The sequence below is a fragment of the Sphaerospermopsis sp. LEGE 08334 genome (assembly GCF_015207205.1).
In the GTDB taxonomy this organism is placed as follows: Bacteria; Cyanobacteriota; Cyanobacteriia; order Cyanobacteriales; family Nostocaceae; genus Sphaerospermopsis.
Map to the genome: position 1 here is coordinate 35,553 of NZ_JADEXH010000013.1, position 13,349 is coordinate 48,901.

The 13,349-nt window shown below is 34.5% G+C and carries 12 protein-coding genes; 5 read left to right on the forward strand and 7 right to left on the reverse strand.

Annotation, left to right across the window (positions count from 1 at the left end; all coding sequences use genetic code 11):
* Positions 1-17: 17 nt before the first annotated feature.
* On the reverse strand, positions 18-1,622 hold the full coding sequence (locus IQ237_RS09465) for a peptide ligase PGM1-related protein (RefSeq protein WP_194054436.1): 1,605 nt from the start codon (positions 1,620-1,622) through the stop codon (positions 18-20).
* Between the two features lie 674 nt (positions 1,623-2,296).
* On the opposite strand from IQ237_RS09465, the gene IQ237_RS09470 reads away from it, so the two are divergent.
* Positions 2,297-2,485, forward strand: coding sequence for an SDR family oxidoreductase (locus IQ237_RS09470; protein WP_309225748.1), 189 nt, complete (start codon positions 2,297-2,299; stop codon positions 2,483-2,485).
* 249 nt (positions 2,486-2,734) lie between these two features.
* On the forward strand, positions 2,735-2,992 hold the full coding sequence (locus IQ237_RS09475; RefSeq protein ID WP_096566562.1) for a hypothetical protein: 258 nt from the start codon (positions 2,735-2,737) through the stop codon (positions 2,990-2,992).
* Between the two features lie 101 nt (positions 2,993-3,093).
* Here IQ237_RS09475 and IQ237_RS09480 read toward each other — a convergent pair whose 3' ends face one another.
* The 3 genes from IQ237_RS09480 to IQ237_RS09490 form a co-directional block, all read right to left on the reverse strand.
* On the reverse strand, positions 3,094-4,641 hold the full coding sequence (locus IQ237_RS09480) for a mercuric reductase (protein ID WP_194054437.1): 1,548 nt from the start codon (positions 4,639-4,641) through the stop codon (positions 3,094-3,096).
* A 134-nt stretch (positions 4,642-4,775) separates the two neighbouring features.
* On the reverse strand, positions 4,776-5,501 hold the full coding sequence (locus IQ237_RS09485) for a TVP38/TMEM64 family protein (protein ID WP_228019933.1): 726 nt from the start codon (positions 5,499-5,501) through the stop codon (positions 4,776-4,778).
* A gap of 345 nt (positions 5,502-5,846) precedes the next feature.
* Positions 5,847-7,046, reverse strand: a complete 1,200-nt coding sequence (locus IQ237_RS09490) for a hypothetical protein (protein ID WP_194054439.1) — start codon at positions 7,044-7,046, stop codon at positions 5,847-5,849.
* A gap of 681 nt (positions 7,047-7,727) precedes the next feature.
* On the opposite strand from IQ237_RS09490, the gene IQ237_RS09495 reads away from it, so the two are divergent.
* The gene (locus IQ237_RS09495; RefSeq protein ID WP_194054440.1) at positions 7,728-8,627 is read left to right on the forward strand and encodes a DUF1338 domain-containing protein; all 900 of its coding nucleotides are present in this window, start codon (positions 7,728-7,730) and stop codon (positions 8,625-8,627) included.
* A 251-nt stretch (positions 8,628-8,878) separates the two neighbouring features.
* Here IQ237_RS09495 and IQ237_RS09500 read toward each other — a convergent pair whose 3' ends face one another.
* Together IQ237_RS09500 and IQ237_RS09505 are read right to left on the reverse strand one after the other, a co-directional pair.
* On the reverse strand, positions 8,879-10,147 hold the full coding sequence (locus IQ237_RS09500; RefSeq protein WP_194054441.1) for a proton extrusion protein PcxA: 1,269 nt from the start codon (positions 10,145-10,147) through the stop codon (positions 8,879-8,881).
* A gap of 196 nt (positions 10,148-10,343) precedes the next feature.
* Entirely contained in the window at positions 10,344-11,435 is a 1,092-nt protein-coding gene (locus tag IQ237_RS09505) for a DNA polymerase beta superfamily protein (RefSeq protein ID WP_194054443.1), read from the reverse strand.
* Between the two features lie 426 nt (positions 11,436-11,861).
* Here IQ237_RS09505 and rplU point away from each other — a divergent pair, with 426 nt between their 5' ends.
* Together rplU and rpmA are read left to right on the forward strand one after the other, a co-directional pair.
* The gene (gene rplU / locus IQ237_RS09510) at positions 11,862-12,269 is read left to right on the forward strand and encodes a 50S ribosomal protein L21 (RefSeq protein WP_096566575.1); all 408 of its coding nucleotides are present in this window, start codon (positions 11,862-11,864) and stop codon (positions 12,267-12,269) included.
* Between the two features lie 37 nt (positions 12,270-12,306).
* Complete coding sequence (gene rpmA, locus IQ237_RS09515; RefSeq protein ID WP_194054445.1) at positions 12,307-12,585, forward strand: 50S ribosomal protein L27; 279 nt, start codon at positions 12,307-12,309, stop codon at positions 12,583-12,585.
* A gap of 130 nt (positions 12,586-12,715) precedes the next feature.
* On the opposite strand, the gene IQ237_RS09520 is transcribed toward rpmA, so the two are convergent.
* The gene (locus IQ237_RS09520) at positions 12,716-13,147 is read right to left on the reverse strand and encodes a hypothetical protein (protein ID WP_194054447.1); all 432 of its coding nucleotides are present in this window, start codon (positions 13,145-13,147) and stop codon (positions 12,716-12,718) included.
* Positions 13,148-13,349 lie beyond the last annotated feature (202 nt).

Consider the following 13,349-nt stretch of genomic DNA (forward strand, 5'->3'; position numbering starts at 1 on the left):
CTTACTTCCTGCCTTCATTAATAACCAGAAGTATCACCAGCAATGGGAAAAGCATAATCAGAAAACAGTGTATAATTATTATGTTCGTCACTGGTTTCTTGATCAAGAACTTGGACGACTTTGTTATAAATGTCTTCTGCTTGTTGAGGAGAATCACCAATACTTGTTAATCCCAATTTACCAAACTGAGAAAGACAACCCATGAGATGAAATACTGTCCCGGTTTCAGTTCCGCTATCAAAATGTAATCGGTGATGGGCGATAATGTCCATTAAATCATTAGGTAATAATCCCCGATAGCGGTCTTTTTGTAAATTGTCTGTAGCGACGTAATATTTAGCTTTTCCTTGTTGGCTATAAAATAAACCTGTGGACAAGTCATAGCGTCCATTAGTTAATAATTTCAAGGTCATAAAAGGGTGAGTAGTTCCACCTTTGCGGAGGTTAATTTCAATAGCTTGAATGTCCCATTTACCATTACCTTGGTCAACGGTAATAAAATCAACACCAAATCTTTCTAATGTACCTTTTTCTGCTAGTTTTTTACCAACTTGCAAGCCTAAATTCTGTAATTCTAATCTATAATTTTCATCCGCAGGAAAGCGACAACCAAGATAAATTTGTCCGTCTGGACCTCCGAGAATTTGGTCATGGGTGGAGAGAATTTCTACCTGTCCATCGGGCGTAATACGTCCTTGAACACTGGGAGAAAATTTGATTTCACCTTCAATAAATGATTCTACTATTGCGCCTAATTCTGGGATACGTTGAGAAAAATTAGTCCAGGTTTCTTTTGTAGCTTGAAAGCGCAGATTTGGAAAGTTATTGCTGATTTTTTCTACTCTTTCACTGTGGGAACTTTTCCCTGGTGCAACATCTAGCAATGGACGGAGATCCAACAGTGCGTTTCCTTCCCCAGAAATACCCTCATTTAGTTTCACAACCATCCGTTTTAATGTTGGTTGACGCTCCCATAAATCAGCCGCTGCTGTTGCTAAATCGCCAGCATTTTTAACTAATTTGCTACCATCGGGATGGGGTACACCGCTTTGAGCAAAAATTTGCCGACTACCACTTTTTGTCCCCCAAATCTGTAAATCTGGTGCAGCAGCATAGAGAGGTACATTCAATTTGAGTGATAATTCTGCTTCCCAAAAGGTGGAATTGTAACAAGCCATAAAGGCTTTATCTAACCGCAAAGCTTGACGAATTCTTTCTAATAAGCGGGGACGTTCTAAAATCTTTTGACTGAGGGGTTTCAGGGAAGAATCATAGGTAGAAAGTAGTAATAAACGATGACGAGCATGGGAAAATGGGATTCCGGGTAGTAGTTGTAAATAGTAATCAATAATGCTGGGATGCAGTGGCATGGAGGTTACATAAATTAACCTAGTGCGGGGATTTCTTAACCGCATCAAAGAAAATAGTAATCTTTCTTCATAATGTTCACACCCTTCAATTTTTTGCAGTTCCCGTTGATCAATACTCAAAGAAGGAACAATTAAAATATCTGCTTCGCTGTTGTCAAATAACTCGCTTGTTTTCCAGCGATCGCGCAAAGTTAACTGTAAGTTACGAAACTTATCAATCTGCTCTAGCTCGGAAATATTCATTTTTACCATAACCGATACCCCACATTTGTACCAAAATATATCTCTCTTCAGTCTTTCTATCTCAGGTATATCCCAAGGAAGACATGAGATGATGATTGTGTATGTATCTTTTTGTTAATTGAGTAAATAATTTGCAATGGTTATTTGAGTTATGTTCAGTTTAAATATTGTCACCAATGAGTTTTTAAATCTACTGATAAGGTATCAAATCTGTGAAATCACCCATATTCATCATCAGGCAAAATCCATAATTTACAATTAATTCTAACTACATCTTAGGGTTGATAAAATTAACATTTTCTTTATTTCTTGGGAACGATAAACAACCAGGAAATAATAGTTAAATTAAGAGCAGATGTAAAGGATAAATCCTGCATCAACAGAGAGTTGTGTACTTGTTTTCAGTGGTTGGATTAAGAGCGTGTGAGATGTGAGGAGGAAGCTTAAAAATCCGCGCTCATTTGCCATAAATGAGCGCATTTTGCAAATATTAGTTTGCAAATATCCGGGGTATAAAAGTCGGAAATTGCCAAAGACTAGTGGGAGCGTAAGCAAAAAGTAAACCTTGGATCGATAATTTCCATCCAAGGTTTATTTTTAGTAATTGATAATTAACAATTGATAATTGACAATTGAGCATTGTCCATTTTTGCAGAAGTTTTAAATGTTTAAATTAGGAGTAAATTATGCCGGCAGAAAAGACATTACAACCGCCACAAACACAAGAAGCACCAGGTTTAGAATCGGAAATGAAAAGAGCAGGACAACCAGAAGAAGTAGCACCAAGTTTTGTCTTTTTAGCTTCTGATGACTCTTCCTATATGTCTGGTCAAGTTTTACATCCTAATGGTGGAGAAATAGTCAACGGCTGATTTTTATCAATTGATAATTGATAATTTTTTCATTGCCGGTTTTAAAATTATCTCTTTTTTCATTTCCTGGGAAGGAAGGAGAGGTAATTGTTAATTGTCAATTGTTGAATCACTCATCCCTAGATCCCCGACTTCTTGGAGAAGTTGGGGATCTATATTCTTTATATTCTGCCATTAGAGGGATGATTTAAAATACAAAAATTGATAATCTATCTAGGGAAAATTGTATAATCAATAATAACTAAATCTATGGTATCGCCAACACAATTGCATGGTACAGAATTAGTAGATTGTGCTAGAGCAAATGCTAAACAAGGCATTAAAATTGCTGCTTATCAATGTGGATATGCTGATGATATTAAAACATTTGCTGAGGAATTACGCATAGCTTGTGAACTGATGAATTTAAAAGTTAAAGAATTGAATGAACTGATTACTGACCAGGATATGATTTTAAGAATGGGTACTGGTGAAATTATTGCTCCTGAAACAGAATCAGAACTTTAAAAAAGTAGGGGCAACTCCCTGTGGTTGCCCTCTTGAGTCAGGAGTCAGAATAATTTTAATAACAGGAAAAAAATAGACGCTCCTGATTAAATTTCTACCTATCAAGAAAACTTAGTTAAAAATTTCAAAAGTCTTTTAGTTCTGGGTGTTAGTAGTGTACGACGATAAGCGTCTGCTGCTTTTTTAATTGCTTCCGCTTGAGTGGGGTAAGGATGAATTACATTACTTAATTTACTTAAACCAATTTTATTCACAATAGCGGTGGTAAGTTCTGAAATCATTTCTCCTGCATGACTCGCAACAATGGTTGCACCGATAATTTCATCAGTTCCTTTTTTGTGGTAAATCTTTAAAAATCCCAATTCTTCACTATCAGTTATTGCTCGATCTACATGATTAAAATCAATTTTAATTGTCGCCACTTCTAAACCCATTTTTTCCGCTGCTTCTGCATACATTCCCACATGGGCAATTTCTGGATCGGTATATGTCACCCAAGGTATTACTAATTTACTGAGTTGAGAACGTCCTAAACCAAAAGGTGAAAAAAGCGTATTTTTAATAACTATTCTAGCAGCAGCATCTGCCGCATGAGTAAATTTCCAATTCATACATATATCACCTGCTGCATAAATATTAGGGTTGGTAGTTTGTAGATAATCATTTATTTTCACACCATGCTTTTTGTCATACTCTACACCCACCGCTTCCAAATTCAAACCTTCCACATTTGGCGCTCTTCCTGCACCTACTAAAATTTCATTAACAGTTACAGAATCTCGATTTCCATTAGCTGAAAAATACAGCCGTTTGCCTTCCGTTACTGTCACCACTTCTTCTAACTGACAATTTAAAACTAATCTAATTCCTTCATCACTAAAAACTTTTTGTAAAATTTCCGCTGCTTCCCGATCTTCTTTATTTAAAATATGCGAACCTTTATGAAATAACGTCACTTCACAACCCAAACGCCGGAAAGCTTGCGCCAATTCACAACCAATAGGACCGCCACCAATTACCGCTAATTTATCAGGTTTTTGAATCAGAGAAAATACATTTTCATTAGTTAAAAAACCTGCCTCTTCAATACCTGTAATTTCTGGTTTCACTGCTCTTGCACCTGTGGCAATTACCGCTTTTTTAAACTTGAGAATTTGTCCATCAACTGCTATAGTATTATTACTAGCAAATTTACCACTTCCTAAAAAAACATCAACTCCTAAATTTTTAAATCTTGCTGCTGAATCATGATGACTAATACCTGCTCTAATTTTACGTAATCTAGCCATAACTGTGGCAAAATCAACATCATAATTTTGGGAAATATTCACACCTAAATTTTTAGCTTTGCTAATTTCACCAACGACACGGGAAGAACGAATTAAAGATTTAGATGGTACACAACCGACATTTAAACAATCTCCACCCATGAGATGTTTTTCAATTAATGCTACTTTTAAACCCAAACCTAAACCCGCAGCACCCGCAGCAACCACCAAACCCGCAGTACCCGCACCAATTACTACTAAATCATAACATTCCGCAGGTTGGGGATTTACCCAATTTTCTGGATGTACATTAGCTACCAATCTTTGATTATATTCATCCATTGGTAAAACTGTAATTCTTTCAAATTCTAAATTAGACATTAATAGTGCCTCTAAAAATGTAGTATAAATTATCTTGTGATTGTCGTTTTAATTTAATCCGGTGTTGTATTTACAATACATATAGCCTTCAAAAAATTTTGTCAGTTGTGTATTTAACATTTTTGAAAAAATTATCAATTATCAATTATTTCTAAAGCTTTCTTAGCTATTTTAGTCACATAAATTGTCACAGCAACAGTGGCAATAAAACCCACAATTCTAATCATCCATGTGAGAGTAGAATTAGTAGGTTGATTTTCCGTACCAATTAAAGCCAAATTACCAGCCAAAGAACCAATATAAACATACATAATTGTACCAGGAATCATCCCCACACAACCAAGAAAATAATCTTTAAGAGAAACAGCAGTAACTCCAAAAGCATAGTTTAATAAATTGAAAGGAAATATCGGAGAAAGTCGCGTTAACAACACTATTTTTAAACCTTCTCTCCCTACAGCTTTATCAATAGCAGCAAATTTTTTATTATCTGCAATTTTTTTAATTACCCAATTTCTCGCTAAATAACGCCCTATCAAAAATGCTGCTGTTGCACCTAAAGTAGCACCGATAAATACATAAACCGAACCCCAAAAAACATCAAATAAAACACCCGCACCTAAAGTTAAAATCGAACCTGGTAAAAAAGCAACAGTCGCCATAATATAGATAGCAATAAAAGCTATTGCTCCCACTGTACCAAGACTATCAATCCATTGTAAAGCATCTTTTAAAATAGCTTGGGGATTGACAGCAGATATATTCACATTTTCCTGTGCAAAAACTACATCTGGTTGCAATATCAAAACAATAGTCAGTGCTAACAAATTTAATGCAACAGGTTTTAAAAATTGATACATAAAATTTCTTTCAGTTTCTTTCATTTTTTTGATTTATTAGCCAGTAACTTTGAGTATATTAACTGTTATAATTATACAATAAATATTAAAAATTAGCAAGAAAAACTACATATATTTTTTAGGGTTTTAGCACTGCCATAGCGATATCAATTGATAATTGTTTTATTCAAAGTTTAAAACCTCCCCTTTCAAGGTTAAAAAAGCAAAATATTCCGCTTTTTCAATCCTTTTGCTTTAACTGGAGAGGTAATTATCAATTGATAATTGACAATTGTTAATTGTCCATTATTTCAGTTTTTTGTGTCTCTTTTTGACTACTTATGGCTGAATGCTAACAACTTTTTTTCACTTCTTTACCAAAATATATGCAGTAGCATATTCTGGTAATTTGCGGATATACCGCCTAAATTCTGCCTGATTTTTAAAAATACCTGCCAGGTAATCTAATTGATGTAAATTGGGTAAAAATGCGCCACCTGTATCTGCTATTACCCCCATTTGTAGGCGCTTACTTCCACCTTGATTATACTCCATCATAATAACTCTTCCCAAGCCAATGTTTAGCACATCTCCCGCAAAAGTTACACCAGGTTTAATGGAAATTTTCGCATCAATCTTATATCCATAACCTTTAATTGCATCAACTTGTCGAAAATACCAATAACGCTTTTGTGCTGTGGCTTTTAATCCTCTAACATAAGAAATTCCATTGTTTCTGTCTACATTAAAAAATGCCTTTGTTCCATCTGTAAAATTAATCAAAATTGTTCCCTGCATTAATGCTTCTTCTAAACCTTCACGGGTGAGATATGCCAAAGGTTTGACTTTACCAAATTCTTTACCACCTGGTTCATAAATCCCCGACAAAACATCTTGTTTTGTATATTTGGTGTAGAATTTATCACCAGCTAAATCGTCTTTTAAGCTATAAATTGGGATATTATATTTAGCTGTTTTGGTATGAGAACCAGTATGAGTGAAAACAGCATATTTGGTAATTCTCAGTTGTTTTTGTCCGGGTTTTTCGGGATTATAAGCTGACCATTTAATCACACGAAAATTAGCATTGATAAAATTAGGATCTTGTAACCGAGTCGGGCGATTCTTGCTAATATCCTCCTCTAAAACAGTAATCATAAAATCCAATGTTTTGATCACTTCTTCAACTGTAACTCCTTGACTTAATAACAGTCCATTGCGGGAAATATTTGGATCTTGCTCTTTGTAAGTTTGAAAATATTTTCTCGTATTAATGAGAACAGTTAATAAATCATTTTGATTGAAATTCACCTTAGCTGTTGGTAATTTCACAGGTTTTAAAATGTGTTGACCATTAACACTATATTTATATTTTTGCCATTCATCAATGACAGAATAAAATATAGATTTATCTTGTTTATTAGGTTGATTTTGTGTAGTTGGTTGTTGTGATATTAGTTGCTGAGTTTCTGACTGTGCATATAGATATTGATGAGTGGAAATGACCAGAAAAAAAGCAACAATACCTGCTAAAAGTTGGAATTTACGATTGAATAAGAGATTCATAAGTCTAAGTCGGGAACTACACTTCTAAATTGATTTTTATCCTAGAGTTAATGCTGAATATTAACATTCAACTGTATGAATAATCACTTTTTTTTCAAAAACAAAGCAATTATTAACCTCAATTATTAGCAGAAAACTGGAGTTTATGCACTAAATCTTTTTATGTATTCATGAAAAATTTTTGGGATCTTGACAAAATTACTAATCTACTTTCTTATTTGCCTGTCAATGAGTAAATTTAATGAGCAAATTTAACGTAAATAGCAACAAATGTTACTGTAAATAATCATGTTTTCCCGTTAAATCATCGGTAATATTAAAAGCATATTACAAAACTATAGGACTCCTATATGACTAGTATCCCTGTCAGTCTGAGTTTACCACGAATACCCCGCTTAATAACAGCATAACCAGGTTAGTCATATTCCCTACGATACTCATGCCAGTTTAGATTATTGAGAAAAACAATTATTTACGTCTATCTTACCACCCTAAGAGATAGCAGCAATTGTAGTAAAACCTATTCCAGGGGCAGGGGAAACGCATCTAAATTTTATTGACAAAACACCATTTTTGTGTATAGTTATAGATAATAACCAAATTCAAACTGCTTTGGAAATTCTTGCTAAGGTTTTAAGTTTTTTCTAATAGAAAGCTCACGCAAAGACGCAAAGGATAACTATGACATCTGAATTTATTTCTCATCTTTTTTCATTACTTTGGCAAGATTATATTAATAGGGTCAGTTATGCTCGTATTTATCAGCAAATGATTATAAATGCAGGAGGCAATATTGCTAATGACCATATTGCTTTTCGGTCTTTGCGTTTAGCTGTTGATAGTCAAGCAGGTAAAATTAATTTAGGAATTGATTATTTAGGGCAAATATTTGCTAGTTTAGGTTATGTAGTTTCTGGTGAATATGATTTTGCCAAAACTCATCTTTATGCCCGTCATTATTCTCATCCTCAACAAGAAGAATTAGATTTACCCAAGTTATTTATTAGTGAATTGATAGTTGACAAATTACCTGATAATATCCGGGAAATTATTCAGCAAACTGTTACTAATTCTTCCTCATTTCCTCAATTTAATGAGTTTAATGAGTTAGAACTTAACCAACTATCACAAATCTTTACCCGTCCTTGGAAACCTCCCTTTTGTTCTGTGATAGAAAAAGTAAATAAGGTAACACAATATGGTGCTTGGGTGCTTTTGCATGGTTACGCCGTTAACCACTTTACAGGATATGTCAACCATCAGCAAACATCAAAATATCCAGATATAGATAGTACTGCTGCAGGTTTAGCTAATTTAGGTGTACCTATGAAAGCAGAAATAGAGGGTGATATTAGTTGTGGTTTGCGACAAACAGCAACCCAAGCAGTGACAGAATTTGTAACAGCTATAGATGATAAAACCGATGCAGAAATTAATATACCTTGGACTTATGCCTATTATGAAATAGCCCAACGTTATCCTGTAGAAGTAGCACCGGGAAAGCATCAGTTATTTGATGGTTTCTTAGGCAAAAATGCCCAAAAGTTATTTGAAATGACTCATCTATCTAGGGCTTGCTGAAAAAATGCAAAACCCAGATAAATCAAAGGTTGGAGGCGGATAAACAGGAAAGTAGGTGCAAAGATATACCGTCTTGTGCCTCAAAAACCTTGCACGTTTGTCGAGTTCGAGAGATGGAAAAGAAATTTTCAAATTTCCTCCTGCCTCCTGCTTAAACGAAAAGACTTTCTCAGCAAACCCTATCTAAATAGGAAGGGTGCGGAGTGTGGGGTATACCCATCAATAAATTTAGGAACTACACAAACATGATATTATTCATCCATTTCTTTTAATGTAGCTAATGCGGAAGGAGACAAGCGACTCAAATAACGGAAGATCCAGTATTTAAATATAGTATTTAATATGACTGGAAATGTAGCAATAAACAAAAATATGGCGTTTCTACTTGCTGGTAAACCTAAATGTTGAGCAACACCTTCTAAAAGAATCTCCCAACCATGTGGAGAGTGAAAACCAACGAATATATCTGTAATTAAAATAATTAAAAACGCCTTAGCACTGTCACTTAAACCGTAGACTATTTTATCTAGAAGTGACTGAATAAAAACAATATCTTTTTTGCTCAAAGCAATAACCATCGCAAAAGAAATTAGTGATATCACATCAGCAAATATATTACTGATAGCACTACTACTCTGATAGCGAAACTCTTCTGATATTTCTATGGCTTTGTTTTTTACTTCAGCTTTAATTTCTTCTGGTGAAAGTTCTGGTGCTTGACGTAGTAGTCTTTCAAATTGCAATTTTCTCTCAAAACTCTTTAATTCATTCAGTGCTTTTTCCTCCATTTCTAAATTCAAAAAAATTGTCGGTGTATTTTCACTCTGAAAATGCTGTAATATCGGTTTTAATAATAATTGTTTAGAAAAATGTTGCGTTAAAAGTGGTATAATAATTAGCAGTAATAAAAATCTCACTGCTCTTCTTGTTCTCGTTCTAGAAGTTCGATAATTTTTAACAAACTCTTCTTCTGCTGTTGGTGTAAAATCCTTGGCAATTTTATTAAATGTTCTACCAATTGAACGGGGAAATACACCTTTCTTTTGAGTTGCAGATGGTTCTTTTTCTTTAAAAATCTCAGCTTCTTCTGAATCTGCCTGATTGGTAACATTTTCAACATTAATGCTTAATGCTGCTGTACTTGCTTCATCTTGTGTGCTATACTTAGAGATGATTTCATCAATAAAATTGAGCTTTTCTAATAAGTTTGAATCGGCAGTATCAGCCAAGGTAAAACCTAATTTAAATTCTGCTAGTCTCACTTTGATAATAGCCAAATTTCTATTTAAATCTCCTCGCCAAAAAGCCATCACGTTTTCACTATAATTACCTGATTCGGGAGAAATTTTTTTACCGCCAAATTGCTCTATTTCTATCTTTTGAATAGCTTGAGCAGCTTCATAAGCTTCTAGTATAGCTCTTTCTGGAGTTGTGAAAAACCAATGATTAAATGAATCCCAGGATGCTATAATTTTTTGGCTGATTAATCTGGTGTTACGACTAAAAAATGATCCTTTCATTGCTGATTATTTACAGATTTAACAATTCTATATTTTAATTCAAATTGTCAGCATTACACTAGGCTACTGAATCAACGAAAATAATTACAAACTGCTTTTTAAATTATTTGCATAACTTCATTTGCATAACTTATAAAAGCCAAAAAATCCAACTGTCAAGTAGTTTTAGTTGACTACTGATAACTGATCACTCCCTTTATTCCCATCCTTGCATTTCTACTAATTCCATACACAGATTATTAATTTGCTCTAAATCAGGTTTATGTGGTAAATTTGATTGTTGATAAAAAATATCCATTTGAGCAACTAAATCTTCAGCCATTTTCATCAATTCTTCATAAGTATATTCACCTCTAAGAATAGCTTTTAAATCATCAACATCCCCCGCCATTTTTCTATCGACAATTACTTCTCCTCTCTGTAAAATTTCTAAACCACTACGCAGTAATCTAATACAGTGCATTCCGTGTTTTAAATCATAACCTGAATTTCTTTCCATTTCTGCTCTAGCAGGATTTCTATTTTGCTGCCAGGATATATAAGCTTTCCATTCTCTTAACGCAATTTGGTAACTTTGACTTTTTTGCAATAAGCGAATAAAATCTTTACGTCCATGAGTTAAATTTTGAGTATATGCCAAAGTTTCATCATTTAAAGCATATTGTTTTAATATTCCTTTAAAATCAATATCTGCTGTCAGCAATTTATATAATTGATCTGATTCTTCTAAAAATTCAATCTTACCACGAATTAATAAATAAAGATATTCTAAAAAAGCATTGAGTTCATCTTTGCTCAATGGTGCTTTATCTTCAATCCCAAAATCTGAGGGGATGGGTTTTTTCGCAGGTGGATTTAATAACCATTTGCGATGAGTTTCCATTTTTTTGATTTGTGCGAAAGCATAACCAGAATAGGTATGCTTAACTTTTTTACTCAAAAATATTTTTCTATGGTTAATTAAATGTTGTCCCACATCTGTTAAAATAGGATAGGTGGGCAACCATAGTAATTCTAAAACATTGGGATTTGCACCTGCTAATAAATGTAATACTTTCCTTAATTCATAAATAACTGTATCTTGATTACCATCAATAAACGGAAATATTCCTGGTTCATCCCAACCACTATCTTTTTGTTCTATACTATCAAAACCCAAATAGTAACGTTTAGGTGCAATAAATACACCCCGATAATCATAATCAGAATCAGGGCGATTTAAACCATACCCGTGACTACCTGCTAAACCAATAAAAATCGTTCTTTGTTCAACTTCGATTCTTTGCATAATTACTTATAAAATTACTTGCTGATTGGTTGAAATCTAATTTTAATAATTTACTATCTCAATGTCTTAACTATAATTTTAGTTTCATCTGAATTTATTAAATGCTAAATCGTATTATATCTGTAGATCACAAAAATCCTAGCAACTCTGGCTATTGCCTCGATGGGTAAATTTTTCCTGTCTGTTTCTGAACTAGCTACACACCCAGATATCAATATTCCAGCAATCAGGTTAAATTTTCCTAACAAATTTATATTCAGACTAAAGCTTGACTTAATGGCATCGAATGAGATAATATACTAGATTGTCTGTCTTATTCCTGCTCGGATCAGGTAGACACACTGCAAAAGCTGGCAAGAGCTATAAATCAAGTCTCTACAAGAGATGAAAGCCAGCTACCTGTACGGCAACTTCAAGGACAATTTCATGACCTACGCAATTATTGAAACTGGTGGCAAACAAGTAAAAGTCGAAGCAGGTCGTTTTTACGACATTGAACTGCTGAGTGCCGAACCAGATGAAAAAGTTACCATAGACGCAGTATTACTGGTGCAGCACGAGGGCGGAGTCTCTATCGGACAGCCACGAGTAGCAGGTGCGACTGTAGAGGGGACTGTAATGCGACACTTGAGAGGTCGTAAAGTCCTGGTTTATAAAATGAAACCCAAGAAGAAAACCCGCAAAAAACGGGGACATCGCCAGGAAATTACCAGACTTTTGATTAACTCCATCAACCTCAATGGTGAAGTTTTGGCGCACGCAGAAGCACCAACTACCCCAGAATCTCCTAATCTGGTAGATAGCACACCTGCTGAAGAAGCTGCTGCTGAATAATAAACAGAAGTAGATAAATTAAAGAGAAGAGGAAATCATGGCTCATAAGAAAGGAACAGGTAGTACACGCAACGGTCGTGACTCTAATGCTCAACGTCTGGGTGTAAAGCGTTTTGGTGGTCAAACTGTGCTTGCAGGAAATATTCTTGTCCGTCAGCGCGGTACTAAGTTTCACCCTGGTAACAATGTCGGTATTGGCAGTGATGATACTTTATTTGCCTTAGTTGATGGCGTTGTTACCTTTGAAAGAAAAGGCAAAAGCCGCAAAAAAGTCAGCGTTTATCCCGCAGTCGCTGCTGAAGCGGTAGCAAGTTAAGTCTTAGGGAACAGGGAACAGGAGAGAAAAATTTTAGATTTTAGATTTTAGATTTTAGATTCGAGATAACAAAAACAATCCAAAATCCAAAATCCAAAATCCAAAATTAATAACTCCTGACTCCTGACTCCTAAATTAAAATAAACCTGTGTAATAAAGCACCTGCGCCTAAACCAGAGAGTGCAAATATAGATGTCAGCCAAAAACATAGACCTTCTTTGAAATCAGCCGACTGAAAGTCTATCTTGGCTAAGATAGTCGCTGAGAGGATAAGTAAAAGATCAAGAAATATACGAAACCAAGCCAGCATTAAAAAGAATAGAAAAGCTGCTAAAACGGTGATACCAAAATTCCTGATATTAGATTTGGACAATATACTGTAATACTGTACCATTTTAGACCAGGGAGTTGTCAAGCTGGCTAGTAATACCAAGATACCAAATACAACTATTAACCACATAAACAAAGTGGGTTTGGTTTCTGATATCACCCAGCCTAATGTACTATAACTTAGAAGTAATAGTGTGAGGGAAAACCAGGGAATTCTTTGCAAGTTTGACATAAAGGTGACTGGGGACTGGGGACTGGGAACTGAGAACAGGTAAAGAATTTTCCTATCTCCCGACTTGTGGGTATTTATACTTTTTTGAGCATGAAACCAAATTAACTTTCAATGTTCCCGGATTTTTTCTTAAAAATTAGTTAAATTATGATCTTAAACATTTGTAAACTATTAGCAGTCGAGTAGCCGTATGTCATATTTT

Excerpts from the sequence above, each read along its gene's own strand:
- IQ237_RS09520 (WP_194054447.1), bottom strand. The coding sequence starts at position 13,147 with ATGTCAAACTTGCAAAGAATTCCCTGGTTTTCCCTCACACTATTACTT.
- rpmA (WP_194054445.1), top strand. The coding sequence starts at position 12,307 with ATGGCTCATAAGAAAGGAACAGGTAGTACACGCAACGGTCGTGACTCT.
- IQ237_RS09500 (WP_194054441.1), bottom strand. The coding sequence starts at position 10,147 with ATGAAAGGATCATTTTTTAGTCGTAACACCAGATTAATCAGCCAAAAA.
- IQ237_RS09495 (WP_194054440.1), top strand. The coding sequence starts at position 7,728 with ATGACATCTGAATTTATTTCTCATCTTTTTTCATTACTTTGGCAAGAT.
- rplU (WP_096566575.1), top strand. The coding sequence starts at position 11,862 with ATGACCTACGCAATTATTGAAACTGGTGGCAAACAAGTAAAAGTCGAA.
- IQ237_RS09465 (WP_194054436.1), bottom strand. The coding sequence starts at position 1,622 with ATGGTAAAAATGAATATTTCCGAGCTAGAGCAGATTGATAAGTTTCGT.
- IQ237_RS09490 (WP_194054439.1), bottom strand. The coding sequence starts at position 7,046 with ATGAATCTCTTATTCAATCGTAAATTCCAACTTTTAGCAGGTATTGTT.
- IQ237_RS09475 (WP_096566562.1), top strand. The coding sequence starts at position 2,735 with ATGGTATCGCCAACACAATTGCATGGTACAGAATTAGTAGATTGTGCT.
- IQ237_RS09485 (WP_228019933.1), bottom strand. The coding sequence starts at position 5,501 with ATGTATCAATTTTTAAAACCTGTTGCATTAAATTTGTTAGCACTGACT.
- IQ237_RS09480 (WP_194054437.1), bottom strand. The coding sequence starts at position 4,641 with ATGTCTAATTTAGAATTTGAAAGAATTACAGTTTTACCAATGGATGAA.
- IQ237_RS09505 (WP_194054443.1), bottom strand. The coding sequence starts at position 11,435 with ATGCAAAGAATCGAAGTTGAACAAAGAACGATTTTTATTGGTTTAGCA.